The following is a 25,090-nucleotide window of genomic DNA, read 5'->3' on the forward strand; positions in this document are numbered from 1 at the left end:
GTAACATGTTCAGCTGACTGATACTAATAGGTCGAGGGCTTGACCAATAAAAAACGATCAACAAAATTCATATGCAATTTTCAGAGAACAAATCTCTTTAAAATAAATGAAATCTAGTGATGATGGCATAGAGGAAACACTCCTTCCCATTCCGAACAGGAAAGTTAAGCTCTATAGCGCCGATGGTACTGCATGGGTGACCGTGTGGGAGAGTAGGACGTTGCTAGGTATGGTGTGGCTCGATAGCTCAGTCGGTAGAGCAGAGGACTGAAAATCCTCGTGTCGCTGGTTCGATTCCTGCTCGAGCCACCATATATGGCGCTATAGCCAAGTGGTAAGGCAGAGGTCTGCAACACCTTCATCCCCAGTTCAAATCTGGGTGGCGCCTCCATAAAAAAAGTCTGTAAACAAAGTTTACAGACTTTTTTGTTTTTAAAATTATTCACAAAAATATCTCTTATATAACAACTTATCCACTAAATATATAAATGCTATTGTGAATAACTTGTATATTTGTGGATTAAATTTTATAGAAGTGAATTTTCACATAATACAAGTTGATTTGTTTTTTTATTATAGTTTGCATAACATCCTATTGGAAAAGTTAAATTAGGATAAGAATGTCCAAAAGGAACATTTAGTATTATAGGTATATTTAAAGGTACAAGTATATCTTTTATTATATCTAGGATATTAAAGCTATAATTATTATCATCAGTGCAATTAGTCATATGTCCTATAATAATAGCGTTACATTTATTAAGTTTAGATGAAAGTAATAATTGGGTTAATAATCTATCTATTACATAAGGTGGTTCGTTTACTTCTTCTAAAAGTAATATACTATTATCTAAATTAATCTCATATGGAGTACCTATAGATGAACATATCATTGATAAGTTTCCACCCATTAATTTACCGGAAAAATAATTATTATTAAATTTTATACAGTTAGAAAAATCGTAAATAAATCCTTTAGTAGGATTGAACAACATTCTTTTTAGATATGATAATGTTAAAATATCATCAAAGTTAGATTTTATCATTGGACCATGAAATGTTATTAGACCATTATTTGCAAAGTAATTTAATAATATAGTTATATCACTATATCCACAGAAGAATTTAGGATTATTTTTTATTATAGATATATCTATATAAGGAAGGGTACGAATAGATCCATATCCACCACGAAAGCATATAATTCCATCTATTGAATCATCTAAAAACATATCAGTTAATTCCTTTGCTCTATCTAGATCTGTTCCAGAAAAGTATCCATGTTTATCATAAATGTGATGTCCTTTTACAATTTTAAGTCCTAGAGATTTAAATTTATTAATATAAGTATTTATAATTATATCTTCGCTACAAGAAGCTGGAGAAATAATACCAATTGTAGAATTAGTATTTAAAATTTTACCTTTTATCATAATATAAAATTCCTCCTATAAAAAATGAGCTTAATTTAAGCTCACTATTTATTAATAATATTTATATTATGATTTTAAAAAAAAGATGTTATCTAAACATATCATTTTTATATAATATCCAAGCGGCTATTGCACAAATAAATATAGTCATAAACATTATTATATAAAATCCAGATGGGTCATTTGGTGAAATTGGTAGCCATACATTCATACCAAATATACCACCTATTATAGTTGGTATAGCCATAAGTATAGTAACTGATGCTAATACTTTCATAACTATATTTAAGTTATTAGAAATAACTGAAGCAAAGAAATCCATTGTACTAGCAAGGATGTTGCTATAAATTTCTGTCATTTCTATTGCTTGTTTATTTTCTACTATTACATCTTCAAGCACATCTTTATCTGCTTCATATTTTTGAATTATATTTAGTTTAAGCATTTTTTCTAATGTTATTTCATTTGCTTTTAATGAAGTTGAAAAATAAACTAATGATTTCTCAAGTGAATGTAATTGAATAAGTTCTCTATTTTTCATTGATTTATGAAGCCTTTTTTCAATCATTAAGCTTTTTTTATCTATTTGTCTTAAATATAAAAGATAGTATGTTGATATTCTATTTAATATTTGAAGAATAAATCTTGATTTTTTAAATGTATAAAAAGATTTTATTCTCCCATTTATAAAATCAGTTAAAATTTTGCTATTTTTAAGGCAAACTGTTATTAAATATTTATCTGTATGTATTATTGATAGTGGATATGTATCATAAGTTAAAGAATTATCCTCCATTTCTGTGAAGGGAATATCCACTATTATTGAAATAACATCATCTTCTATATCTATACGAGAGGTTTCTTCATCATCTAATGATGATTTTAGAAAATCTAAAGATATACCTGTCTTATTTGAGATTAAAATAAGCTCTTCATCAGATGGGGCTACTATATTTATCCAAGAACCTTGCTCTATGTTATCAAGCTGCTTGAGATTTTTATTATTATCATCTATTGTTTTAAATATTTGAATCATCTTAAAACCTCCATTAATATATAATTATATTATACTATTTAATTAATAAATATAAAATAAAGCTATAAATAAAAAGAAAAAATATATAGATACAATTATATTGCTAATTTTATTTTTAAAATTGAAGATAATCAAAGGATAATATAAAAACAATTAGATAAATAAAGATAAAACCTATTTAATACGATTAACAGGCTAATAATAAAAAAATTTGACTTATATTAATATGGAATAAAACTTGAATTACTAGTATAATCATTTCTATGTTTATAAATATTTGATTAAATCATGGGGGATTTAAATATGATGCATAAGGAAATAGTTGCCAAAAAGAAAGCTCCAGTAATAGGAATAGCATTATTTGTTATAACTTTTATGTTATATGCTCAAGAAGCTCTTAAAATTATTGATTTTAGTAGTAGGAAGACTTTGCTTTTATGTAAGTTAATAATAGCATTGATAGCAGTTTTAGTTATAATAAGGGAGTTTTTAAAATGCAAGGTTTCTTACAAATACGCTTTAATAGCGAACAAGCTTATAGTGAATAAGATTTTTTCTAATGATGAGAAAAATTTAACTAGTATAAAAATATCAGATATTGTTTATTTAGGCAAAAAAGGTAAACAACCCAAAAATATAGAGGCAAAACTTGTTGGCAGCTATGGATGTAATAAATTAAAATTTGAACAATGTTGTTGCATATATAAAGTTGATAATAATTACTATAAGTTTTATTTTCAACCTAGTGAATGTTTTATTAATAGAGTTAAAAGAAATATATTAAAATTAAGAGATAATAAATTACTTAAATAAAAAATACCCAAGAAAATAATTCTTGGGTATTTTTTATTTAATATTAGATGTATAATTAAAAAATTCTGATTTTATTTCTGAAAGTAAGTTTTGATTTGTTAGTATATCAAAACCTGTACAAGCAAGTGCTAAACCAGATTTTTTATATTGATCAATAGCAAAATCTGAAATTGTACAGTTAGCAAAATCAGTTGTTCCATAAGCAATTTTTTCATCTTCAACTATTGATATATATGGATGTATTAAAGGGACTTTTTTACTTATAGATCCTAATGAAATTGCTGCATTTATATTTTTTGATGGACATATATTTATAATTCCACATTCCTTTAAGTTATGATTGTATAATCGATTTAAAGTTTTATTACTTACAAGTTCATCACTAGAAAATTGATATAATGAAGTTTTTACTTCAATATTTAATAATTTAGATATGAATTCTGCAATTTCTTTAATTTTATTTTCAACAAAACTTGCATGATTTATAGTTGAAGCTCTTATATAAAATTTACATTCTGATTCTTTTGGAACCAATAAAGGGGTATCTCCACCTTCTGATATTACAGAGTTAATTGTAATATCATTACAGAAGCCTTTAGCAATAGAATTTAATATATTAAGAGTTAAAAGTATAGCATCTAATGATGTATAAGGTTTTGAATTTAGGAAACTCAATCCATCATGACCTGTAAATTTTACACTAAGTGGAATTACAGCTGAAGATGTACCACTTTCGCAAGTTGTAGTATCAGGATGAGAAACCATAACTACATCAATATCATCAAAGACACCTTGTTTTAGCATTACATCTTTTGTACCACCTGCATATTCTCCAGGGCATCCTATAATTATAACAGTTCCATAATTTAATTTATTTATAATATGGCCTAATGAAATAGATGCTATATATGATATTGTGCTTAAACCATTATGGGCTGTTATATGTCCTTTATCTTTAACAGCATCATATTCGCATATAAAGCATATTTTAGGGTGTCCTGAACCTTTTTTAGCATAAAAGGCTGTGGGAAAATCTAAATAATTATTTTCTACTGAAAAACCATGTTCTTTTAAAAGATTAGATATATATTTTGAAGAATTAGTTTCTTTATAGCTTTCTTCAGCATTATGATAAAGATATTTACATAAATCTGAAATTTCTTTATCATGAGTTGAAAGATAACTAATCATTTCTTGTTTCATAAAAGTGCCCTCCCGATAAATATTCTTTATTATTTTTACCTATATATAAAAAAATATTTATTTTTATATAAAGTATATAAAAATAAATAAATGGACAAACTCTAGATAAATAAATTTATGGATAAAGGAGAGATTTTTATGAAGGGATTAATTAATAAAAAAATAAAGGAAAATGTTTGTGCTGTGTGTGGAAATATTAGTGACAATGGTATAATGATAAAAGGCAATTTTATTTGCCCTTGCTGTGAGGAAGATATAGTAAATATTACTCCAGATGAATATAATTATGATTTTTATGTAAAAAAGATAAAAAGCATATTAAAATAAATTCAAAGAAAGAGGTAACGATATTGAAAAAAGGAAATTTTATTGTATTTGAAGGTGGAGAAGGTTCAGGAAAAAGTACAATGATTGATATGATATACGATTGGCTTGATGAAATGGGGTATAGTGTAATAAAGACTAGAGAACCAGGTGGAATAAGTATAGCAGAACAGATAAGAGAAGTTATACTTAATAAGCAAAATGTTAAGATGGATGGTAAAACAGAAGCTTTACTTTATGCGGCGGCAAGAAGACAGCATTTAGTAGAAAAAGTTATTCCAGCATTAGAAGATGGTAAAATAGTTTTGTGTGATAGATTTTTAGATTCATCTTTAGCTTATCAAGGATATGCTAGAGGCCTTGGAATGGATGAAGTTTATAGTATAAATAAGTTTGCTATAGGAGATTGTATGCCGGATGTATCAATTTTATTTGATATAAGCCCTGAGGTTGGATTAAATAGAATAAAGAAAAATTCTGATAGAGAAGTTAATAGATTAGATTTAGAAAAAATTGATTTTCATAATAAAGTTAGAGAAGGATATAATTTAATTTATAATAAAAGTAGTAAAAATAAATTTAAAATAAATGCTGAGCAAACAATTAATGAAGTTTTTGATGAAGTTAAAGATATCATATCTAATATGCTTAATAATGATTAAAATGGATATTACTTTGTGGTAAAATATAATTAAGGGTATTTAATTATTATGGAGGTTATTTATGAAGTTAGTTATAGCTATAGTAAATGATGATGATTCAGATGATTTGATTGATGTTTTAAATGAGAATAAGTTTGGAGTTACAAAACTTGCAACAACAGGTGGATTTTTAAAAGCTGGAAATACAACTTTAATTATTGGTGTAGAAAAAGAAAATTTAGATAAGGTTATAAGTATTATTAAAGATATTTGTAAGAAGAGAAAAGAAACAGTTACTACACCAGCACCTATTACAGGAAATGCAGGTTTATGTATGCAATATCCAATAGAAATACAAGTTGGGGGAGCTACTGTTTTTGTTGTTGATGTAGATCAATTTATAAAAATATGAGATAAGAATAAAAAGGAGAGGGTGTATTGAGTAGATTTGTAGGACACAATAAAATTATAAATGGCTTTATGAAGAGGGCTGAAAGCAATACACTATCTCATGCTCATTTAATAGTAGGTAGAGATGGAATAGGTAAGAGTATCATATCTGATATTTTTGTATCTAAAATACTTAATAAGCCACTTAGAAAAGAACATGTAGATGCTATTTTCTATAAGAGTAAAAAATCATCAGTAGGGGTTTCAGAAGTAAGAGAAATTATAGAAGAGGTTAATAAAAGACCTTATGAAGGTAATAAAAAAGTAATTATAATATATAATTCAGAAAAGCTTACTATACAAGCTCAAAATGCATTGCTTAAAACAATAGAGGAACCTCCTACAGGAGTTTTTATAATTATGCTTTCAACAAATTTAGAAAGTATACTAGATACTATAAAATCAAGATGTCAGATATATAAGCTTACACCTCTTAATAATAATGAAATGATAGAATTTATTAATTTAAATTATGATTTAAGAGAAGAGGAAATCTTATCTATATTAGCTTATTCAGAAGGTATCCCAGGAAGGGCTTTAAGATTTTTAAATGATGAAAATCTTCAAAATCTTAGAACTCTTATATTAGATATGCTAAAAGATATAAATAATAATAATCCAGAAATAGTAATAAAATACGAGAAGGCATTTCAAGAATTTAAAGATGAAAAAGAAGAACTATTAAATATGATAGCTACTTTTATAAGAGATATAATTATTTATAAAGAATTGGGAAATAAGAGTATTATAGTAAATTCTGATAAGATTAATGATATAGAAGAACTTATAGAAATGATGTCATATAAAAAGTTAAATGGAATGCTAAAATATATAGAAGAAGCAAGAGATAATCTAAAGCATAATATTAGTTTTGCAATGAGCATTAGTGTTATGCTTATGGGATTTTTGGAGGTATAATTACATGGTAAAAGTAATTGGAGTAAGATTCAAAAAGGCTGGGAAAATATATTATTTTGATCCAAACAATTTAAATATAAATAAAGAAGACTATGTTATAGTAGAGACTGCTAGAGGTATTGAATTTGGTCAATGTGTTATTGGAATAAAGGAAATTAAAGAGGAAGATATAATATCACCTCTTAAGAGTGTTTTAAGAATTGCTGATGAAAATGATATAAAGAAACATGAGGAAAATAAAGCAAAAGAAAAAGAAGCACTAGAAATTTGCACAAAGAAGATATTAGAACATAATCTTGTTATGAAGTTAATTGATGTTGAATATACTTTTGATAATAATAAAGTTATATTTTATTTTACTGCAGATGGAAGAGTTGATTTTAGAGAATTAGTTAAAGATTTAGCTACTATATTCAAAACAAGAATAGAGTTAAGACAAATAGGGGTTAGAGATGAAGCTAAGATGATAGGTGGGCTTGGTCCTTGCGGAAGATCTCTTTGCTGTTCATCATTCTTAGGAGATTTTGCTTCAGTTTCAATAAAAATGGCTAAAGAGCAAAATCTATCATTAAATCCAACTAAAATATCAGGTATATGTGGAAGATTAATGTGTTGTTTAAACTATGAGCAAAGCACATATGAAAGCATAAGAAAAGAATTACCTAAGGTTGGCTCAATTGTAAAAACACCTGAAGGAACAGGAGAAGTAGTTCAAAATAATATTGTAAAAGAAAGTGTTAAAGTAAAATTAAAAAGAAAAGATGAAGAAGTCTTAGAAAACTTTAATATTACTGAGGTAGAACTTATAGAAGGGTCATACGAAGATTCTATTGATGAAAATGATATAAAATTAGTAGTAGATGATGAAGTAGATAAAAAACTAATAAAAGAACTAATAAAAGAAAAGTAGGAGGCTAGTATGAAAGCAGTACTTAAAGTTGCTGGGATTAAAAGTTCTACTGATGTAAGGAATGTACAAAGTGCAATATCAATTTGTGAAGGTGTAGTAGCGAGTGAAATATCATCAGATAAAAAGGAAATAACGATAATATTTAATAATAATTATATAAGTTTGGAGAATATAATAGATAATATAGAAAAATTCGGATATATAGTAATATAATTAACATATTCTAATTTTTATTAAAGTACTTTAAAATTTGTATAAAACATGATAAAATGATTATGGTGTAATTACCATAATTTTTTAGGAGGTGTTTTATATGGCATTTGTAATAAATGATACATGCATAAGCTGTGGAGCATGTGCAGCTGAATGTCCAGTTAATGCTATAAGCCAAGGAGATACTCAATTCGTAATAGATGCAGATACTTGTATCGATTGTGGAAATTGTGCTAACGTTTGTCCAGTAGGAGCACCAGTTCAAGAGTAATTTCATTGAAAAAAAGATCGTCTTTTGACGGTCTTTTTTTATTTGGTTGAGGGAAGTAATATTATTTTATTAAAATCGTTTATATTACTTTCGTTTATAGTAATTGAATTAGATTTATTTTTATATAAATCTTTTGATAATAGTAAAAATTCCTTTATACTTTCAAATAAAAATGATGAGCATGAAGTTTTGTAATTCATAGGGATTATTACTTTGGGATTTAAATCTTTTGCTATAATAAAAGCATCTTTACCAGATATATTTATATGACCACCTACGGGAATAAATAATATATCTATATCATTTAGTTTACTTAAAAGCTCTTTAGATGGAATTTCACCAATATAACCTAAATGACATAATTTTAGATTATCTATTTCATATGTATATATAGTATTTAAACCTCTTTTAGTTCCTTTTAAACTATCTGAAAAAGATTGGTAACCTATTATTTTACCTATTTCTGTATTATAAGAACCAACACATGTTATTAGTTCTATATCCTTAGATATTTCAGGAAAAGAAGTTGAAAATTCACTGCTAACTGTAACAACATTAGGATTTAAGTATAATAAATCGCAACTATTAAATTTATTAAAAGGATCTATAAGAAGTCTTTTTCCTATAGAAGTTTTTATTAAAAAAGTTGAATTTTGAATCCAAGTAATTTCCATAAAAGAAACCTCCATAATATATAATTTATTATGCTCAAAATAAAAATATATAAACCTATTATCTTGAATGAATGTAAGAAAAGTATTAATATAATGTTACAAAGTCAAGGTAAGTAAAGAACAAAAGGTGTGAAGGTGAAATTATGGCAAGATTAACAGATATAATTGAAAAATTTATAAAAGAAATGATAAAGGAAGATGATAATAATAAAATTTTAATACAAAGAAATGAATTGGCAGATCAATTTAGATGTGCTCCATCTCAAATAAATTATGTATTAAGTACAAGATTTACTTATGAAAAAGGTTATGTTATAGAAAGTAGAAGAGGAGGCGGTGGATATATATCTATAAAAAAGGTAGAACATACTTGTCCTGTTAGTAGAAAAAAATTAATAAATGAATCTATTGGGGATAGTATAACATATCATAATACAGTAGCATTATTAGATAACTTATTAGAAACAGAAGTAATTAATAAAAAGGAATATAATATTATAAAAATAGCAGTTAATGATAAAACATTGAAAGATGTTGATAATAAAAATAAAGTAAGATCTGATATATTAAAAGGGATTATGATGGTAATACTTGAATAGGAGGGTTTTTTATGCTATGTGAGAGGTGTGGGAAAAATAAAGCAAACGTTAAGATTATAAAAAATTTTAATAATACTACTAAAGAATTATGGTTATGTAGTAAATGTGCTAAATTAGAATTTACATTAGATACCAATTACGATAAGGATATTGATAAGCTATTAAGAGGATTTATAGAAAGTATTATACAAAATAAGACTGAAAAAAATAGATATGAATTTAAGAAAACTAAATGCGAAAATTGTGGGACATATTATGAGGATGTTTTAAAAACTTGGAAATTTGGATGTGAAAAGTGTTATAAATGTTTTGGAAATAGTTTAAATGAAAAGCTTAGTAAAGATAATATAAAGAACAGACATTTTGGTAAATTTCCAGAGATAGAAGAATATATTTTAAATAATAAAAAGAGGATTATAAAGTTAAAGTGTGATTTGGAAGATTCTATTGCAACGGAAGATTATGAAGAAGCAGCAAATATAAGAGATAAAATAAAGGAGTTAGAAAATAATTTTAGAGAGGTTATTTTAAAGAATGAATAATTTTGATGGTTTTGAAAATAATCAGTTAGTTGTAAAAAGTCATATAGAACTTTTTAGAAATATAAAGGGAAAGAAGTTTCCGAATAAATTAAGTATTGAAGATGGAAGAGAGCTTTCAAAAAGTATATTAGAGAAATTATTAGAAGGTATTATAAATATTAAGCCAATAAATCTTTGGGAAGTAGATGATTTAGACTATTATAAAAATATTGGTCTTATAAATAATAATGTTATAAAAAATAAGGAATTTTCAAGTATAGCAATTAGCGATGAAAAAAATTTTACTATAATTATTAATGAAAATGAACATATTAGATTAAATTATGAAAAAAATGGTAATAATATAAAGGAAATATATAAATACTTAAATAAAATTGATAATTTATTAGAAAATAATTTTAGGTATGCCTTTGATGATAGATTAGGGTATCTTATGTCTGATTTATCTAACTTAGGCACAGGTCTCAAAATTTCAATAACATTACATTTACCTGTATTAACTAAGCTTAATAAAATCACTAACATAGCAAAACAACTAGAACTTAATGATTTATCTATAGAAGGACTATATGGAGAAATGGGATGTGCTTATGGAAATTTCTATAAAGTTTATAATAAATGGTGTTTAGGTTTAAGTGAAGAAGATATAATTACTAATTTAGAAAATAACATCATAAATATAATAAATGAGGAGTTTAAAGAGAGAAATAATATTTTTAAAAAGTCTAAAATTGAAATTGAAGATAAAATTTTTAGGGCTTATGGAATATTAAAGTATGCAAAGAAATTAAATTTTATAGAATGCTTAGAGTTATTATCGGATTTAAGACTAGGTGTAGAATGTAACATTTTAGAATTTGACTTAGATGATATAGAAAATTTAATTTTTTTAGTTAAAAGTTCAGTTATAAAATCTAAGATACACGATAATGTTAATGATGAAGTAATAGAGATAGAGAGAGCTAATGTTGTTAGAAAACTTTTTGGGTAACTGGTATGGTATAAAGGGTAAGGAGGATAAAATGTATGAGTAATGGAAGGTTTAATGAAAGGACTCAGAATTTAATTTTAGAGGGGAAAAAAGAGTCTATTAATTTTAAGCATGGTTATGTTGGTACTGAGCACATATTACTTGGAATCTTAAAGGAAGGTGGATATGCAAGTATTCTACTTAACAAATACAATATAAGTTATGAAGATGTAAAGGGAAAAGTAGAAAGTTATTTAGGGTTTGGTGATGTAGATTTAATGATAGACGAGCTATTATTAACGCCAAGAACTAAGCATTTATTAGAAATTAGTGCTAAGGAAGCTCAAAATTTTAGTCATGCATATATAAATCCAGAACATATACTTTTAGCACTTCTTAAAGAGAATGATGGAGTTGCATATACTTTATTATCTCAATTTGATAATGATATGAGTTTAATAAAAAAAGATATAATTTCTTTTTTGGAAAATACGGGCGATGAACATATAAGTGAAGATAATAATGAAAATTTAAATAAAGATAATCCAGTTTTAAAAAAGTATAGTGTTAATATGACTAAATTAGCAAAAGAAGAGAAGTTTGATCCTTTAGTAGGGAGAGATAAGGAAATTCAAAGAGTACTTGAGATATTGTGTAGAAGAGCAAAAAATAATCCTTGTCTTATAGGTGAACCAGGAGTAGGAAAAACTGCAATAATAGAAGGTTTAGCACAAAAAATAATATATGGAAATATACCTGAAATACTTAAAGACAAACAAATATATTCTTTAGATATATCCAATATAATTGCTGGTGCTAAATATAGAGGAGAATTTGAAGAAAGATTAAAAAAAATAGTTGAAGAAGTTAAGGAAAATAAAAATATAATATTATTTATAGATGAAATTCATACAATTATAGGAGCTGGAGGAGCAGAAGGTGCTATTGATGCATCAAATATATTAAAACCTTTTTTAGCTAGAGGAGAAATTCAATGTATTGGTGCAACGACTACAGATGAATATAGAAAGCACATAGAAAAAGATTTAGCTTTAGAGAGAAGATTTCAACCAGTAACAGTTAACGAACCTAATAAAGAGGAAACATTAAATATTTTAAGAGGTCTTAAAGAAAAATATGAAATTCATCATAAAATTAAAATATCAGATGAAGCATTAAAGGCAGCTGTTGAAATGTCTGAAAGATATATAGTTGATAGGTATATGCCAGATAAGGCAATAGACTTAATTGATGAGGCCGCAGCTAAAGTTAATATATCAAATCTTGAAATATCACCATATATAAAAGTTTTAAAAGAGAAAATAGAAAAATTAGAAATTGATAAAGAGGATGCTGTAAGAGTTCAAGATTTTGAAAAAGCAGCATCATTAAGAGATAAAGAAAAAAGTTTAAAAAATGAACTTGAAAAAAAATCAAATAATTTAAATGATAATAAGTATGTTGATGAGTTAATAGTTAATGCAGAAGATATTGCAAAAGTAGTATCAAGTTGGACCAATATACCAGTAGAAAAGCTAACTGAAAAAGAAAGTGAAAGGCTTCTTAAACTAGAGGATAGACTTCATAAAAGAGTTATTGGACAGAAGGAAGCTGTATCTGCTATAGCAAAAGCTATAAGAAGATCTAGGGTTGGACTTCAAGATCCAAATAGACCAATTGGCAGTTTTATATTTTTAGGACCTACAGGTGTTGGTAAAACAGAGCTTTGCAAAGCATTAGCTGAAGCTGTATATGGTGATCAAAATAATATGGTAAGAATAGATATGTCAGAGTATATGGAAAAACATGCTGTTTCTAAGCTTATAGGAGCACCTCCAGGATATGTAGGTTATGATGAAGGAGGTCAGCTTACAGAGGCTATAAGAAGAAATCCGTATTCAGTTGTTTTATTAGATGAGATAGAAAAGGCTCATAGTGATGTTTTTAATATTTTGTTGCAGATATTAGAGGATGGAAGACTTACTGATGGAAAAGGTAAACTTGTAAATTTTAAAAATACAATAATAATAATGACATCTAATATAGGAGCTCATAAAATAACAAAGCAAAGAAATGTAGGATTTTTAACATCTGTTTCACATGAAAGTGAATATAAATCTATGAAGGAAAATATATTAGATGATTTAAAGAAAAGTTTTAGACCTGAGTTTTTAAATAGAATAGATGACACAATAGTGTTTCATAAGTTAGAAAAAGATAACTTAAAAGATATATTAGATATAATGTTAAAAGATATAAAAATTAGATTAAATAAAAATAATATAGATATTATTTTTAATGATGATATAAAAGATTATTTACTAAGTAAATGTACAGTTAATGATTATGGTGCAAGGCCCTTTAGACGAGTAATAACAAAGGAAATTGAAGATAGGCTTAGTGAAGAAATTTTAATGGGAAATATAGAAAAAGGTAAAAATTTAGAAGCTTTTATAAAAGAAGAATGTATAAAATTTAAGTGTATAAGTTAACTTATAAAGGGAGTAGTTTTTAATACTCCCTTTAAATTTTATATTTTTATTTAAAATTAAATAATTATTAATTAAAAAATTTTATTGAAATATCTAATTATAAAGTGATATAATAAAATTATAGGATATACCCCTGGGGGGTAAGGAGGTAATTAAATTGGAAAAGGAAATAAAAAATATTGATTTAATTATAATTGGTGGAGGCCCAGCAGGGTTAACAGCAGCTATATATGCATCAAGAGCAAGATTAGATTTGCTTTTATTGGAAGACAAAATAGTTGGTGGTCAAGTAAGGAATAGTTATACTGTTGAAAATTATCCAGGATTTAAAAAAATATCTGGAGCTGAACTTGCAGATATAATGCAACAACAGGCAGAAGAATTAGGAACAAATATAGATGAGTTTGATATTATAGAAAATGTTAAGTTTAATGAAAATGAAAAAATTATAGAGACTGAAGAAGTTATATATAAACCGAAGGCAGTAATAATTGCAACAGGAGCATCACCAAGAAAATTACCTATAAAAAATGAAGAAAAATTTGCAGGCAAGGGTGTTCACTATTGTGCAGTATGTGATGGGGCTATGTATCAAGATAAAATTATTTCTATAGTCGGTGGAGGAAATACAGCTTTAGAAGAAGCGATATTCTTAACAAACTTTGCTAAGAAGGTATATATAATAAGAAGATATGATTACTTTAGAGGTGAAAAAGCTGTTTTAGAAGAAGTTGAAAAGAATGATAAAATAGAAATTCTTTATAATGAAGATTTAATATCAGTTGAAGGTAATGATTTTGTTGAAAAAGGAATAATTAAAAATACATTAACTGGTGAAGAAAAAGAAATAAAGATAGATGCTGTTTTTGGATCAATAGGCCATGAACCAATGATAAACCTATTTAAAGATTATATTAATCTTTCAAAAGGAAATTATATAATTACAGATGAAAATATGAGAACTAATATACCAGGAGTATATGCAGTTGGAGATGTTAGAGAGAAAGAATATAGACAAATAACAACTGCTGTTGCTGATGGAACTATAGCTGCATTAGAAGCAGAAAAATATATAAAGAAATTAGGAAAGTAAGGTGATTTGTAATGATAAAAATATATTCAACATCATGGTGTCCAGCTTGTATTAAGGCAAAGAAATACTTAGATATGAAAGGAATGGAATTTCAAGAAATTAATGTTGCAGATAAACATGAAGATAGAAATGAAGTTCAAGAAGTATCAGGTCAAAGAACAGTACCAGTATTAGATATTAATGGGAAAGTTATTGTTGGATTTGACAAAAAAGCTATAGATGAAGCTTTAAGATAATATTTTATAAGTAAATATTTGGACATATTTATATATTTAATTTATAAAAGGTGAGTTTTTAGCTCACTTTTTTATTTTTCAAATTAAAAGTCACTATTAAAATTTTAATAGTGACTTTTTATATTAAACGTTAGATAATGCTTTATCAATTGCAGGCTTATCGAATCCAATTATAATAGTTCCGTTTATATCAAGAACAGGTACTCCCATTTGTTTTGATTTTTTAAGCATTTCTTCTCTAGCTTCCATATCATCTTGAACATTTAATGAAGTAAACTCTACTCCTTTTTTTGTTAAATAATCTTTAGCTTTTACACACCAAGGACATGAATTAGTTGTATATACTTTTACCATAATACTTCCTCCTTAATTAGACGATAATAATTATTAATTAAATATCTTTTTTAATAAATTGTACTCTATAAATCAATTAAATTCAAGTTGCTTAATATGTATAATGTGTAACAAATATTTTATAAATTTACTTTATTATATCTTCATTTTCTAAATTTGAATTTAATATAAGATTACTGTAATCTCCTTCTATTATATTATTGGAAAAAGTTTCACTTATATTTATTGGATTGTTATATTTTATAGTATTCTTTGGAATTATATTGGTGTTAATAAGTTTTGATTTATCAATCATTGTATCATCATCTCCTTTTAAATTGTATAATTATTATTTGTATAAAATAAATTTATTATGCTAAATAAAACATATTGTATAGTGGTCTAGACAACTATATATTAATTAGTTATAATTAATTAAGGAGGAATAAATATGATAGATAAAAATAGTCCAATTCCAGTTTATTTTCAATTAAAACAAGATATATTAGATAAGATTTCCGAAGGTTATTGGAAGGTTGGGGAATGCATTGATAGTGAAAGAGAGTTTTCTGAGCACTATGAAGTAAGCAGAATGACAGTAAGACAGGCATTAGGGGAATTAGTTCAAGAAGGAGTTTTAGTTAGAGAAAAAGGAAAAGGTACTTTTGTTTGTGAGCCAAAAGTAAAGCAACAAGATGTTATGAGTTTTACAGATATTATTGAGAGATCAGGTGGAAAACTTGAAACTGAGGTTCTAGAACTTAATATTATAGATACTCCTGATGATATGGTTGAGTTATTAAAAGACAACAAGGTTTATAGAATAAATAGAATAAGAAAAGTAAATGGCGAATGTATAGCTAATGAATTAGTACATATATCACCTAAAATATGTGGAGAATTAAATGAAGAAAAATTAAAAGGTTCTTTATTTAAGTTAATTGAAGAAAGAGGTCATTTTATAAATCATTCTGAATCATCAATAAAGGCAATTGTTATGGATGATTATTATAAAAAGCTTTTTGAGGTGGATAATATACTTCCATTAATAAGCACATTTGGAACAACATTAGATGAAAATAACAATGTTCTTTTTGTAGAAGAATCTATTTATAGATCAGATAAATATATATTACAAGTAAATATATCAAGGCGAGAGGGGAAATTGAAATGAAATTAATTATGGTCAAAAATTATGATGAAATGAGTAAAGTAGCAGCAGAGGTAATTCAAAAAGTAATAAGTGATAAACCAGATGCTGTATTAGGTCTTGCAACAGGTGGAACACCAGTTGGAATGTATAAGGAATTAATAAAAATGAATAATGATGGAAAAATAGATTTTTCAAAAGTAACAACTGTTAATCTTGATGAATATATAGGTCTTTCTGGAACACATGAGCAAAGTTATAGACACTTTATGAATAGTAATCTTTTTGATCATATAAATATAAATAAGGCTAATACTTATGTACCAAATGGATTAGCTAAAGATATAGAAGAAGAGGGAAAAGCTTACGATAAAAAAATAGATGAGTTAGGTGGAACAGATATACAATTATTGGGTGTTGGAAATAATGGACATATAGCATTTAATGAACCAGATTCAGTTTTAATATCAGGAACTCATTTAACTGGATTAACAGAAAGCACAATAAAAGCTAATTCAAGATTTTTTGATTCTATGGAAGAGGTACCAAAAACAGCTATAACTATGGGGCTTGGTCAAATAATGAAATCAAAAAAAATTCTTTTAATAGCAAGTGGAGAAAGTAAGGCAGAAGCTATTAAAGAGTTATTTAGTGGAAAAATAACTACTGAATGTCCAGTTACAATGCTTAATATGCACAGTGATGTTACAGTTATTATAGATGAAGATGCAGCAAAACTTATAAAGTAAAAATTTAAATATATAACAGGCTGATACAAAGCATTTTAAAATGTTTTATATCAGCCTATTCTTTTTAAAAATTTTTATAAAATAAAATTAATTAATCAATAGTTTAACTTTACAATTGTATGTTATTATAATATAAGTGAAATGTAACAAAATTTCATAAAGTGAAAAATAGATTGAGGTGCTTTTATGGCTAAAATAAAATCAATGTTTATCTGTCAAGAATGTGGATATGAATCAGCAAAATGGCTTGGAAAATGTCCCTCTTGTAATGAATGGAATACTTTTGTTGAAGAAGTTAGAGATAATAAAGTTCAAATTAAAAATGATATAGTAAAAATTCTTAAGCCTGAGAACATGCCTAAAAGCATTAAAAATATAAAATCAGGTGAAAAGGAAAGATATGATACAGGAGTAAATGAATTAAACAGAGTTTTAGGTGGAGGTCTTGTAAAAGGTTCATTAACTTTAATATCAGGAGACCCTGGAATTGGTAAGTCAACGTTATTACTTCAAACAGCTAATAATATAGCTAAAAATTATGGTAAAGTACTTTATGTTTCAGGAGAAGAATCAGAAGAACAAATAAAAATAAGAGGAGATAGGTTAGGTGTAACCTGTGATGATTTATATATTGTTTCAGAAACTAACCTTGATACAATAGAAGTTTATATAGATGAATTAGAACCAAAGTTTGTAATAATAGATTCAATACAAACAATATACAAAGAAGGTGTTACATCAGCACCAGGAAGTGTGTCACAAGTAAAAGAATGTTCAAATCAAATGATGAGAATTGGTAAAAAGAAAAATATACCTTTATTTATAGTTGCACATGTTACAAAGCAAGGTGAGCTTGCAGGACCAAGGGTTCTTGAACATATGGTAGATACTGTTCTTTATTTCGAGGGTGAGAGAACAGAAGAATTTAGAATTTTAAGAACTATGAAAAATAGATTTGGAACAACAAGTGAAATTGGAGTTTTTGAAATGAGACAAGAAGGATTAGTTGAAGTATATGATCCATCTAGCATGTTCCTTGAAGATACAACATTTAATCAAGAAGGTTCTGTTGTAATTGGAATTATGGAAGGAACACGACCTATACTTGTTGAAATTCAAGCATTGGTTACAGAAACTAAGGCTGTTATGCCAAGAAGAACAGCTGTAGGTATTGATAATCAAAGATTAAGTTTAATACTTGCGGTTTTGGAGAAGAAACTTAGAATACCATTTTATAATCATGATGTATATGTTAATGTAGTTGGAGGATTAAATTTAGATGGAACTACGTCTGATCTTGGCGTTGCAATTGCATTAATTTCAAGTATGAGGGGGAAAGGAATTAAACTTCCTAAGGTATTAGTTGTAGGTGAAGTTGGATTAACTGGTGAAATAAGACCTATAACATCAATAGATAGACTTGTAAATGAAGCAGAAAAGATGGGGTTTGAAAATACTATAATACCTAGTAGAAATAGAGATAAGGTTAATAATAAGACAATAAATATTATGTGTGTTAGCAATATAAGAGAAGCTATAAGTAAGATATTCTAGGAGAATAGGTGAGCGTATGAGGTTAGAAAGAGATGTTGAAATAAAAAACATATTGAAAATGATGTGTCCAGGAACTCAATTAAGAGAAGGGCTTGAAAATATATTAAGGGCAAAAACTGGAGGATTAATTGTTTTAGGTGATAATGAAGATGTCATGAATATAGTAGATGGAGGATTCACAATTCATTCAGAATATTCTCCTGCTTATGTATATGAATTGGCAAAAATGGATGGAGCTATAGTTTTAAGTGAAGATATAAAAAAGATTGTTTGTGCTAATGCACAATTAGTACCAAGTGCATCAATACCTACCTTTGAAACTGGAACAAGACATAGAACTGCCCAAAGAGTTGCTAGAGAAACTGGAAAGGTTGTTGTAGCAATATCTCAAAGGAGAAATATTATAACTGTTTATAAAGGCGATATAAAATATGTATTAAGAGAAAGTAGTGTAATTCTTGGTAGAGCAAATCAGGCAGTTCAAACCCTTGAAAAGTATGTTTCTGTATTAGAAAGAGTAATAAATAACTTAAATCTTTTAGAGTTTCAAGATTTAACAACACTTTTTGATGTAGTTACTGCAATTCAAAGAACAGAAATGGTAATGAGAATTGTTGAAGAAATAAGAATATATATTTTAGAGTTAGGTAATGAGGGAAGACTTATATCTATGCAATTAAATGAATTAATAAAGCATGTTGAAAGAGATGGGATATTTTTAATAAGAGATTATAGTGGTCCAGAAAAAGATCATAATGAAATATATGAAAATATTCAAAAGTTAACATCAGAAGAACTTATAGACTTAGAATCTATAGCAAAAACTTTAGGATATGGATATGCACCACTTGCTGATACTTTAATATCACCAAAAGGATATAGAATGCTAAGTAAGATACCTAGAATACCATCTAATGTTATTGATAACTTAATATCTCATTTTGAAAATTTTAATAATATATTAGAAGCTGACATAGATGATTTAGATAAGGTTGATGGTATTGGAGAAGCTAGAGCTAAAGCAATAAAAAATGGATTAAGAAGAATAAATGATCAAATATCATTAAAGGTAGAGTTATAAAAAAACGATATTCTATAGGGATAAATTATCTCTTGGAATATCGTTTTTTATATACTTGTACTTTTTATATAATTCATTACCTAAAATTAAACTTTCCTAAAGTAGTTATTTTATCATTTTCTTTTAAAAATATATCATATAGATTTATATCTAAAGTATTGCAAAGGGATGTAAGATAGAAAATATTGTTACCCATCTCACGTTCAATAACTTCACGACAATTATTACATAATTTACCTTCTAAATGATTTTTAAGACATTCAGAAATATTTTCTATTGAATAATCTTCGTTAACTAAACATTGTTTGCTTGCATTTATTTTTATACAACCACAATTTGTAACAGCTTTAATAATTGCTCTATTAACCCTAGAATTTGATTCAGTATATTTACTTAAAGTATCAAGGATGCTTTTATGTCTAAGTAAAGAATCGTTTACATTGTTTTGAAAATCATCAAAAATAATATCTTTCATTTGCTTCAACTCCTTGCTAATATTTTATAAGTACAAATTAATTATAGAATTACAAGGTAATATTTGTCAATTAACAATTACGTATATAATTAACTTTAAGATAATAATATAACATCTTTTCAATAAAATATAGGGGGAATAAAATCAATGGAAATGTGAGATGGTGGAGAGTTTCTTAAATTAAGAAATTTTTCATGAAAGAGAATCTTTTGGTATGTTATAATTAATAAGTAAATATAATTACAATTAATTGTATTTAACTAAGAATTTTATATAGAGATTTTGTTAATAATTAATAGGGAGGTGAAAAGATGTTAAAAAAAATAATTAGATACATTCTTACATTGATAGGATTGTTAATAGGATATATTGTAGGAGAAGCTGTTTTAAAAATCCAGGCTGTTCAAGGGTTTAAATATTTATCAGGAACAGGTGGAAAAGTAACATTTCTTATAGTTATTTCGGTATTATTTGCAATTATTTTATATTTAATATCTCCATCAATATATAGAGGGATTTTAAACGTTATTGATTATATAGAAAAAAATATGAAAAAATTTACTGTATTAGAAATAATATATGGAGCTATAGGAGCTGTAATAGCATTAGTTATAGTATTTTTTGTAGCAAGACCTTTAAATGATATTGGGGGACCTTTAGGACCAATACTTTATATTTTGGTAAATATATTATTTGCAATAATTGGTATGAGGATAATGGTTCAAAAAAAAGACGATATAAGCAATATGTTTTTAGCAATGAAAAAAGCAAATGTTAACAAAGAAAAAGCACCTAAAGATAAAAAAGGAAAAAATATAAGAGGTAAAGAAATACCAAAAGTATTAGATACATCAGTAATAATTGATGGAAGAATTTTTGATATTTGTCAAACTGGTTTTATAGAAGGTCCACTTGTTATTCCAAATTTTGTTTTAGATGAATTAAGACATATTTCAGACTCATCAGATTCTTTAAAAAGAACTAGAGGAAGAAGAGGATTAGACATATTAAATAAAATTCAAAAGGAGCTTGATATAGAAACTCAGATTTGGGAAGGAGATTTTCCAAAAATTGCTGAAGTTGATGCAAAGCTTTTAAAATTAGCACAAACTTTAGATGGTAAAGTAATAACAAATGATTATAATTTAAATAAAGTTGCAGAGGTTCAAGGTGTTCCAGTACTAAATATAAATGAACTTTCAAATGCTATAAAACCTGTTGTTATTCCTGGAGAAGAGATGACAGTTGAAGTTGTTAAGGATGGAAAAGAAGCAAGTCAAGGTGTTGCTTATTTAGATGATGGAACAATGATTGTTGTTGAAGGTGGTAAGAAATATATTGGGAAAACTATAGAGGTTATAGTTACTTCTGTATTACAAACTGCTGCTGGAAGAATGATATTTGCAAAACCTAAAGATAATTAAAGGAGATTTCTTTCAATGAACAGTGCAATTATATTAGCTGGAGGAAGAGGTAGAAGAATGGGTTCTGATATAAGTAAGCAATATATACTTATAAATAATAAACCAATTCTTTATTATACATTAAAAAAATTTATAAATAATGATAGTATAGATGAAGTTATTTTAGTTCTTCCTGAAGATGAAATAGAATACTGCAAAAGGGAAATATTAAAAAAATATAATTTAGAAGTTAACAAAATAGTATGTGGTGGAAAAGAAAGACAAGATTCAGTTTTAAATGGTTTAAGATCATTAGAAAATTGTGATATTGTTTTAATACATGATGGAGCAAGACCGTTTGTATCAGATAGAATAATAACAGAGGGAATAAGTTTTGCAAAAGAGTTTAAAGCTGTGGCTCCGGGGGTTATGCCAAAAGATACTATTAAAGTTAAAGATGATTATGGAATATCAGAACAAACTTTAAATAGAGAAAAACTTGTTGCAGTTCAAACACCTCAAATATTTGATTATAACTTAATATTATCTTGTCATGAAAAGGTTAAGCTTCAAAATATGGGTGTTACAGATGATACTATGGTTGTAGAAGCATTTGGAAATAAAGTTTTTCTTTATGATGGAGAGTATACAAATATTAAAATAACTACTCCAGAAGACCTTGTATTAGGGGAATATTTATCAAAGAATATTGAGTAATTAACTCTGTTGACAGTATATTTTTAAAAAGTTATAATTAAGTATAATTTTATACTAGTTAAAGGCTATGATGAAGAATAGTAGAAATCGCAAAGTTTTCAGAGAGAGAATCCTTAGGCTGAAAGATTCCAAAATAGATTTTGAACCAGCTTCTGAGTAATAGGCAAAAACTATCGGTTTAATACCGTTATCATTATTAAAGAAAAAATTTAGGTGGTACCGCGATAGTTAGTCGCCCTATTGTTAATAGGGTGGCTTTTTTATATTTTAAAGAAAATAATTAATTTATATAAATAGGAGGATAAAAATATGAGAATGTCTAATATGCTAATTGCAACTTTAAGAGAAGTTCCAGCAGAAGCAGAAATAGCAAGCCATCAATTAATGCTTAGAGCAGGATTAATAAGAAAAATGGCATCAGGAATATATAATCATTTACCATTAGGAGTAAAAGTTCTTAAAAAGGTAGAAGATATAGTTAGAGAAGAAATGGATAATGCTGGAGCGCAAGAACTTTTATGTTCAGCTGTAATACCAGCAGAATTATGGCAAGAGTCAGGTAGATGGGATGCTTACGGAGCAGAAATGTTTAGAGTTAAAGATAGAAATCAAAGAGATTTTTGTTTAGGACCAACTCACGAGGAAGTATTTACTAACATAGTTAAAAATGAAATAAAATCATATAAACAATTACCATTAAACTTATATCAAATTCAAACAAAGTATAGAGATGAAACTAGACCAAGATTTGGTGTTATGAGATCAAGAGAATTCATAATGAAAGATGCTTATAGTTTTGATAAAGATCAAGCAGGATTAGATATTGCATTTGATAAAATGCACGATGCTTATGTAAAAATATTTAATAGATGTGGATTAGATGCAAAATGTGTTGAAGCGGATTCAGGAGCAATTGGTGGCTCAAATTCAGCAGAATTTATGGTTAAATCAGAAGTTGGAGAAGATGATGTAGTATTCTGTACAGAATGTAATTATGCAGCAAACATAGAAAAAGCAGAAGCTAAAGCAGAAATAGCAGAACCTGAAGAATTAGTTGCAATGGAGAGAGTATCTACACCAGATAGTAGAACAATAGAAGAAGTATCAGAATTTTTAAAAGTATCTCCAAAGAAAACTGTTAAAACTTTAATATACAATGTAGATGGAAAATTAGTTGGAGTTTTAGTAAGAGGGGATAGAGAAGTTAATGAAGTAAAAGTTGCAAATGCAGCTAATGCATCAGCTGATATAGAATTAGCTTCACATGAAGAAGTGCTTAGAGCAACAGGTGCTGAAACAGGATTTGCAGGTCCAGTTGGATTAAAGGTAGATTTACTTTTAGTTGATGAAGAAGTAAGCAGAATGTACAATATGGTTACGGGAGCAAATGAAACTGGGTTCCATTTAACAGGCGTTAATTACGGAAGAGAATTTGAAGGAGTAGTTGGCGACTTTAGAAATGTAGAAGAAGGAGAAGTTTGTCCTAAGTGTGGCGGAAAGGTTACTATTGCAAGAGGTACTGAGGTAGGTCATATATTTAAACTAGGAACTAAATACTCAGAAGCTATGAATGCTAAATTTATAGATGAAGATGGAAAAGAAAAACCATTTATAATGGGATGCTATGGAATTGGAGTAACAAGAACTGTTGCATCAATAATAGAACAACATCATGATGAAAATGGTATAATATGGCCGTTAGAAGTTGCACCTTATCATGTTTCAGTTGTAGCAGTAAATTCAAAAGATGAAGATCAAATGAGAATTGCAACAGAAATATATGAAGAACTTAAGTCTATGGGTGTAGAAGCACTTTTAGATGACAGAAAAGAAAGAGCTGGAGTTAAGTTTAAGGATTCAGAACTTATGGGAATACCAATGAGAATAACTGTTGGTAAGAAGATAAGTGATGGAGAAGTTGAATTTAAATTAAGAACTGGCGGAGAAAATGAAACAATAAAAATAGAAGAAGCTAAAGATAGAGTAAGAGCAGAATTCGAAAAAAATAACCTAAAACTAAAATAGTTAGGAGGCGTATAGAATGAGGCTTTACAACACATTAACAAATAAAAAAGAGGAGTTTGTACCAATAACTCCAGGAGAAGTTACTATGTATGTATGTGGACCTACAGTGTATAACTTTTTCCATATAGGTAATGGTAGAACTTTTATAGTTTTTGATACTATAAGAAGATATTTTGAGTATAGAGGCTATAAAGTAAAATTTGTTCAAAATTTTACAGACATAGACGATAAAATGATAAAAAGAGCTAATGAAGAAGGTTTAACTGTTAAAAAAGTTGGTGATAAGTATATTAAAGAATATTATACTGATGCTGATGCCTTAAATATAGAAAGAGCTACAGTAAATCCGAGAGCTACAGAGTATATTGGTCAAATAATAAAATTTGTTAAAGATTTAATAGATAAAGGATATGCTTATGAAGTTGATGGTGATGTGTACTTTAGCACTAAAAAGTTTGAAGGATACGGTAAACTGTCAGGTCAAAATTTAGATGAATTGCAAGCTGGTGCAAGAATAAATGTTGATGAAAGAAAGAAAGATCCTATGGATTTTGCTATATGGAAGGCAAAGAAAGAAGGAGAACCAGCATGGAAATGTCCTTGGGGGGAAGGAAGACCAGGATGGCATATTGAATGTTCATGTATGGCAAAGAATATCTTAGGGGAAACAATAGATATTCATGCAGGTGGAATGGATTTAGCATTCCCACATCATGAAAATGAAATAGCGCAAAGTGAAGCATTAACAGGAAAGCCATTTGCCCATTATTGGTTGCATTCAGCTT

General features: G+C 27.1%; 29 protein-coding genes, 2 tRNA genes, 1 rRNA gene and 1 other annotated feature. Of the genes, 25 read left to right on the top strand and 7 right to left on the bottom strand.

Features of this window, described 5'->3' with window-relative positions:
- The first annotated feature begins 112 nt into the window (after positions 1–112).
- From rrf to Q4E08_RS07995, 3 genes are all read left to right on the top strand, one after another.
- A 5S ribosomal RNA gene (rrf, locus tag Q4E08_RS07985) occupies positions 113–229 on the top strand.
- Positions 230–236: 7 nt separating this feature from the next.
- Positions 237–312 (top strand) — tRNA-Phe (locus tag Q4E08_RS07990).
- A 5-nt stretch (positions 313–317) separates the two neighbouring features.
- Positions 318–391: transfer RNA gene (locus tag Q4E08_RS07995), tRNA-Cys, on the top strand.
- A 136-nt stretch (positions 392–527) separates the two neighbouring features.
- Here Q4E08_RS07995 and Q4E08_RS08000 read toward each other — a convergent pair.
- Positions 528–1,433, bottom strand: coding sequence for an LD-carboxypeptidase (locus Q4E08_RS08000; RefSeq protein WP_303130015.1), 906 nt, complete (start codon positions 1,431–1,433; stop codon positions 528–530).
- A gap of 88 nt (positions 1,434–1,521) precedes the next feature.
- Positions 1,522–2,469, bottom strand: coding sequence for a magnesium transporter CorA family protein (locus Q4E08_RS08005; protein WP_303130017.1), 948 nt, complete (start codon positions 2,467–2,469; stop codon positions 1,522–1,524).
- Positions 2,470–2,772: 303 nt separating this feature from the next.
- Between Q4E08_RS08005 and Q4E08_RS08010 the strand changes: the two genes are divergently transcribed.
- Entirely contained in the window at positions 2,773–3,282 is a 510-nt protein-coding gene (locus Q4E08_RS08010) for a hypothetical protein (protein ID WP_303130020.1), read from the top strand.
- A gap of 33 nt (positions 3,283–3,315) precedes the next feature.
- Here the strand turns inward: Q4E08_RS08010 and Q4E08_RS08015 are convergent, their stop codons facing one another.
- Entirely contained in the window at positions 3,316–4,485 is a 1,170-nt protein-coding gene (locus Q4E08_RS08015) for a M20 family peptidase (protein WP_303130022.1), read from the bottom strand.
- A gap of 138 nt (positions 4,486–4,623) precedes the next feature.
- Between Q4E08_RS08015 and Q4E08_RS08020 the strand changes: the two genes are divergently transcribed.
- The 7 genes from Q4E08_RS08020 (at position 4,624) to Q4E08_RS08050 (ending at position 8,212) form a co-directional block, all read left to right on the top strand.
- Entirely contained in the window at positions 4,624–4,812 is a 189-nt protein-coding gene (locus tag Q4E08_RS08020) for a sigma factor G inhibitor Gin (protein WP_303130024.1), read from the top strand.
- A gap of 23 nt (positions 4,813–4,835) precedes the next feature.
- A complete protein-coding gene (tmk, locus tag Q4E08_RS08025) occupies positions 4,836–5,471 on the top strand; it encodes a dTMP kinase (RefSeq protein WP_303130027.1) in 636 nt (211 codons plus the stop codon).
- A 61-nt stretch (positions 5,472–5,532) separates the two neighbouring features.
- Positions 5,533–5,862 carry a cyclic-di-AMP receptor gene (locus tag Q4E08_RS08030; protein ID WP_303130029.1) on the top strand — a complete coding sequence of 110 codons (330 nt, stop codon included), beginning with the start codon at positions 5,533–5,535 and terminating at the stop codon, positions 5,860–5,862.
- Between the two features lie 26 nt (positions 5,863–5,888).
- Positions 5,889–6,818 (top strand): DNA polymerase III subunit delta', encoded by a 930-nt coding sequence (locus tag Q4E08_RS08035; protein ID WP_303130031.1) that lies wholly within the window; start codon positions 5,889–5,891, stop codon positions 6,816–6,818.
- A gap of 4 nt (positions 6,819–6,822) precedes the next feature.
- Positions 6,823–7,728, top strand: coding sequence for a stage 0 sporulation family protein (locus Q4E08_RS08040; RefSeq protein ID WP_303130033.1), 906 nt, complete (start codon positions 6,823–6,825; stop codon positions 7,726–7,728).
- Positions 7,729–7,737: 9 nt separating this feature from the next.
- Positions 7,738–7,941: a heavy-metal-associated domain-containing protein gene (locus Q4E08_RS08045; RefSeq protein WP_303130035.1), complete on the top strand. Its 204-nt coding sequence runs from the start codon at positions 7,738–7,740 to the stop codon at positions 7,939–7,941.
- A gap of 100 nt (positions 7,942–8,041) precedes the next feature.
- Positions 8,042–8,212: a DUF362 domain-containing protein gene (locus Q4E08_RS08050; RefSeq protein WP_024615902.1), complete on the top strand. Its 171-nt coding sequence runs from the start codon at positions 8,042–8,044 to the stop codon at positions 8,210–8,212.
- A gap of 38 nt (positions 8,213–8,250) precedes the next feature.
- On the opposite strand, the gene Q4E08_RS08055 is transcribed toward Q4E08_RS08050, so the two are convergent.
- Positions 8,251–8,886 (bottom strand): MBL fold metallo-hydrolase, encoded by a 636-nt coding sequence (locus tag Q4E08_RS08055; RefSeq protein ID WP_303130036.1) that lies wholly within the window; start codon positions 8,884–8,886, stop codon positions 8,251–8,253.
- A gap of 143 nt (positions 8,887–9,029) precedes the next feature.
- Here Q4E08_RS08055 and Q4E08_RS08060 point away from each other — a divergent pair, with 143 nt between their 5' ends.
- The 6 genes from Q4E08_RS08060 to Q4E08_RS08085 all read left to right on the top strand — a co-directional run bounded on the left by Q4E08_RS08060 (position 9,030) and on the right by Q4E08_RS08085 (position 14,818).
- Complete coding sequence (locus tag Q4E08_RS08060) at positions 9,030–9,485, top strand: CtsR family transcriptional regulator (RefSeq protein WP_303130039.1); 456 nt, start codon at positions 9,030–9,032, stop codon at positions 9,483–9,485.
- A gap of 11 nt (positions 9,486–9,496) precedes the next feature.
- The gene (locus tag Q4E08_RS08065; protein ID WP_303130041.1) at positions 9,497–10,027 is read left to right on the top strand and encodes a UvrB/UvrC motif-containing protein; all 531 of its coding nucleotides are present in this window, start codon (positions 9,497–9,499) and stop codon (positions 10,025–10,027) included.
- Entirely contained in the window at positions 10,020–11,018 is a 999-nt protein-coding gene (locus Q4E08_RS08070) for an ATP--guanido phosphotransferase (RefSeq protein WP_303130042.1), read from the top strand. The genes Q4E08_RS08065 and Q4E08_RS08070 overlap by 8 nt, the downstream gene beginning before the upstream one ends.
- A 35-nt stretch (positions 11,019–11,053) precedes the next feature.
- Positions 11,054–13,489, top strand: coding sequence for an ATP-dependent Clp protease ATP-binding subunit (locus Q4E08_RS08075; RefSeq protein ID WP_303130043.1), 2,436 nt, complete (start codon positions 11,054–11,056; stop codon positions 13,487–13,489).
- A 157-nt stretch (positions 13,490–13,646) separates the two neighbouring features.
- On the top strand, positions 13,647–14,582 hold the full coding sequence (gene trxB / locus Q4E08_RS08080) for a thioredoxin-disulfide reductase (protein ID WP_303130044.1): 936 nt from the start codon (positions 13,647–13,649) through the stop codon (positions 14,580–14,582).
- Between the two features lie 11 nt (positions 14,583–14,593).
- Positions 14,594–14,818 carry a glutaredoxin domain-containing protein gene (locus Q4E08_RS08085; protein WP_303130046.1) on the top strand — a complete coding sequence of 75 codons (225 nt, stop codon included), beginning with the start codon at positions 14,594–14,596 and terminating at the stop codon, positions 14,816–14,818.
- Between the two features lie 123 nt (positions 14,819–14,941).
- On the opposite strand, the gene Q4E08_RS08090 is transcribed toward Q4E08_RS08085, so the two are convergent.
- Both Q4E08_RS08090 and Q4E08_RS08095 read right to left on the bottom strand, forming a co-directional pair.
- Entirely contained in the window at positions 14,942–15,172 is a 231-nt protein-coding gene (locus tag Q4E08_RS08090; RefSeq protein ID WP_303130048.1) for a glutaredoxin family protein, read from the bottom strand.
- Positions 15,173–15,299: 127 nt separating this feature from the next.
- Positions 15,300–15,467, bottom strand: a complete 168-nt coding sequence (locus Q4E08_RS08095; protein WP_303130050.1) for a hypothetical protein — start codon at positions 15,465–15,467, stop codon at positions 15,300–15,302.
- Positions 15,468–15,602: 135 nt separating this feature from the next.
- Here Q4E08_RS08095 and Q4E08_RS08100 point away from each other — a divergent pair, with 135 nt between their 5' ends.
- The 4 genes from Q4E08_RS08100 to disA all read left to right on the top strand — a co-directional run bounded on the left by Q4E08_RS08100 (position 15,603) and on the right by disA (position 19,685).
- The gene (locus Q4E08_RS08100) at positions 15,603–16,325 is read left to right on the top strand and encodes a GntR family transcriptional regulator (RefSeq protein ID WP_303130052.1); all 723 of its coding nucleotides are present in this window, start codon (positions 15,603–15,605) and stop codon (positions 16,323–16,325) included.
- Complete coding sequence (gene nagB / locus Q4E08_RS08105) at positions 16,322–17,050, top strand: glucosamine-6-phosphate deaminase (protein ID WP_303130054.1); 729 nt, start codon at positions 16,322–16,324, stop codon at positions 17,048–17,050. The genes Q4E08_RS08100 and nagB overlap by 4 nt, the downstream gene beginning before the upstream one ends.
- A 186-nt stretch (positions 17,051–17,236) precedes the next feature.
- Complete coding sequence (gene radA, locus Q4E08_RS08110) at positions 17,237–18,604, top strand: DNA repair protein RadA (protein ID WP_303130056.1); 1,368 nt, start codon at positions 17,237–17,239, stop codon at positions 18,602–18,604.
- Positions 18,605–18,620: 16 nt separating this feature from the next.
- Positions 18,621–19,685 (top strand): DNA integrity scanning diadenylate cyclase DisA, encoded by a 1,065-nt coding sequence (gene disA, locus Q4E08_RS08115; protein WP_303130057.1) that lies wholly within the window; start codon positions 18,621–18,623, stop codon positions 19,683–19,685.
- Between the two features lie 76 nt (positions 19,686–19,761).
- Here the strand turns inward: disA and Q4E08_RS08120 are convergent, their stop codons facing one another.
- The gene (locus Q4E08_RS08120; protein ID WP_303130059.1) at positions 19,762–20,160 is read right to left on the bottom strand and encodes a DUF1573 domain-containing protein; all 399 of its coding nucleotides are present in this window, start codon (positions 20,158–20,160) and stop codon (positions 19,762–19,764) included.
- 311 nt (positions 20,161–20,471) lie between these two features.
- Here Q4E08_RS08120 and Q4E08_RS08125 point away from each other — a divergent pair, with 311 nt between their 5' ends.
- The 4 genes from Q4E08_RS08125 to cysS form a co-directional block, all read left to right on the top strand.
- Complete coding sequence (locus Q4E08_RS08125) at positions 20,472–21,584, top strand: PIN/TRAM domain-containing protein (RefSeq protein ID WP_303130060.1); 1,113 nt, start codon at positions 20,472–20,474, stop codon at positions 21,582–21,584.
- A gap of 15 nt (positions 21,585–21,599) precedes the next feature.
- A complete protein-coding gene (ispD, locus tag Q4E08_RS08130) occupies positions 21,600–22,280 on the top strand; it encodes a 2-C-methyl-D-erythritol 4-phosphate cytidylyltransferase (RefSeq protein ID WP_303130061.1) in 681 nt (226 codons plus the stop codon).
- A gap of 58 nt (positions 22,281–22,338) precedes the next feature.
- Positions 22,339–22,523: a binding site (T-box leader), on the top strand.
- Between the two features lie 66 nt (positions 22,524–22,589).
- On the top strand, positions 22,590–24,305 hold the full coding sequence (locus Q4E08_RS08135) for a proline--tRNA ligase (RefSeq protein WP_303130063.1): 1,716 nt from the start codon (positions 22,590–22,592) through the stop codon (positions 24,303–24,305).
- 16 nt (positions 24,306–24,321) lie between these two features.
- Positions 24,322–25,090: cysteine--tRNA ligase (gene cysS, locus Q4E08_RS08140; protein WP_303130065.1), on the top strand; the 769-nt coding region annotated here is incomplete at its 3' end.

This window comes from Clostridium sp., assembly GCF_030532265.1.
In the GTDB taxonomy this organism is placed as follows: Bacteria; Bacillota; Clostridia; order Clostridiales; family Clostridiaceae; genus Clostridium.

What these genes read in the sequence shown, in the direction of transcription:
- Q4E08_RS08095 (WP_303130050.1), bottom strand. Translation starts at nt 15,467, where the DNA reads ATGATTGATAAATCAAAACTTATTAACACCAATATAATTCCAAAGAAT.
- disA (WP_303130057.1), top strand. Translation starts at nt 18,621, where the DNA reads ATGAGGTTAGAAAGAGATGTTGAAATAAAAAACATATTGAAAATGATG.
- Q4E08_RS08100 (WP_303130052.1), top strand. Translation starts at nt 15,603, where the DNA reads ATGATAGATAAAAATAGTCCAATTCCAGTTTATTTTCAATTAAAACAA.
- radA (WP_303130056.1), top strand. Translation starts at nt 17,237, where the DNA reads ATGGCTAAAATAAAATCAATGTTTATCTGTCAAGAATGTGGATATGAA.
- nagB (WP_303130054.1), top strand. Translation starts at nt 16,322, where the DNA reads ATGAAATTAATTATGGTCAAAAATTATGATGAAATGAGTAAAGTAGCA.
- Q4E08_RS08030 (WP_303130029.1), top strand. Translation starts at nt 5,533, where the DNA reads ATGAAGTTAGTTATAGCTATAGTAAATGATGATGATTCAGATGATTTG.
- Q4E08_RS08005 (WP_303130017.1), bottom strand. Translation starts at nt 2,469, where the DNA reads ATGATTCAAATATTTAAAACAATAGATGATAATAATAAAAATCTCAAG.
- Q4E08_RS08060 (WP_303130039.1), top strand. Translation starts at nt 9,030, where the DNA reads ATGGCAAGATTAACAGATATAATTGAAAAATTTATAAAAGAAATGATA.
- Q4E08_RS08050 (WP_024615902.1), top strand. Translation starts at nt 8,042, where the DNA reads ATGGCATTTGTAATAAATGATACATGCATAAGCTGTGGAGCATGTGCA.
- Q4E08_RS08075 (WP_303130043.1), top strand. Translation starts at nt 11,054, where the DNA reads ATGAGTAATGGAAGGTTTAATGAAAGGACTCAGAATTTAATTTTAGAG.
- Q4E08_RS08085 (WP_303130046.1), top strand. Translation starts at nt 14,594, where the DNA reads ATGATAAAAATATATTCAACATCATGGTGTCCAGCTTGTATTAAGGCA.
- Q4E08_RS08040 (WP_303130033.1), top strand. Translation starts at nt 6,823, where the DNA reads ATGGTAAAAGTAATTGGAGTAAGATTCAAAAAGGCTGGGAAAATATAT.
- Q4E08_RS08070 (WP_303130042.1), top strand. Translation starts at nt 10,020, where the DNA reads ATGAATAATTTTGATGGTTTTGAAAATAATCAGTTAGTTGTAAAAAGT.
- Q4E08_RS08055 (WP_303130036.1), bottom strand. Translation starts at nt 8,886, where the DNA reads ATGGAAATTACTTGGATTCAAAATTCAACTTTTTTAATAAAAACTTCT.
- Q4E08_RS08015 (WP_303130022.1), bottom strand. Translation starts at nt 4,485, where the DNA reads ATGAAACAAGAAATGATTAGTTATCTTTCAACTCATGATAAAGAAATT.
- ispD (WP_303130061.1), top strand. Translation starts at nt 21,600, where the DNA reads ATGAACAGTGCAATTATATTAGCTGGAGGAAGAGGTAGAAGAATGGGT.
- Q4E08_RS08020 (WP_303130024.1), top strand. Translation starts at nt 4,624, where the DNA reads ATGAAGGGATTAATTAATAAAAAAATAAAGGAAAATGTTTGTGCTGTG.
- Q4E08_RS08045 (WP_303130035.1), top strand. Translation starts at nt 7,738, where the DNA reads ATGAAAGCAGTACTTAAAGTTGCTGGGATTAAAAGTTCTACTGATGTA.
- Q4E08_RS08135 (WP_303130063.1), top strand. Translation starts at nt 22,590, where the DNA reads ATGAGAATGTCTAATATGCTAATTGCAACTTTAAGAGAAGTTCCAGCA.
- Q4E08_RS08120 (WP_303130059.1), bottom strand. Translation starts at nt 20,160, where the DNA reads ATGAAAGATATTATTTTTGATGATTTTCAAAACAATGTAAACGATTCT.
- Q4E08_RS08065 (WP_303130041.1), top strand. Translation starts at nt 9,497, where the DNA reads ATGCTATGTGAGAGGTGTGGGAAAAATAAAGCAAACGTTAAGATTATA.
- Q4E08_RS08010 (WP_303130020.1), top strand. Translation starts at nt 2,773, where the DNA reads ATGATGCATAAGGAAATAGTTGCCAAAAAGAAAGCTCCAGTAATAGGA.
- Q4E08_RS08000 (WP_303130015.1), bottom strand. Translation starts at nt 1,433, where the DNA reads ATGATAAAAGGTAAAATTTTAAATACTAATTCTACAATTGGTATTATT.
- Q4E08_RS08090 (WP_303130048.1), bottom strand. Translation starts at nt 15,172, where the DNA reads ATGGTAAAAGTATATACAACTAATTCATGTCCTTGGTGTGTAAAAGCT.
- Q4E08_RS08125 (WP_303130060.1), top strand. Translation starts at nt 20,472, where the DNA reads ATGTTAAAAAAAATAATTAGATACATTCTTACATTGATAGGATTGTTA.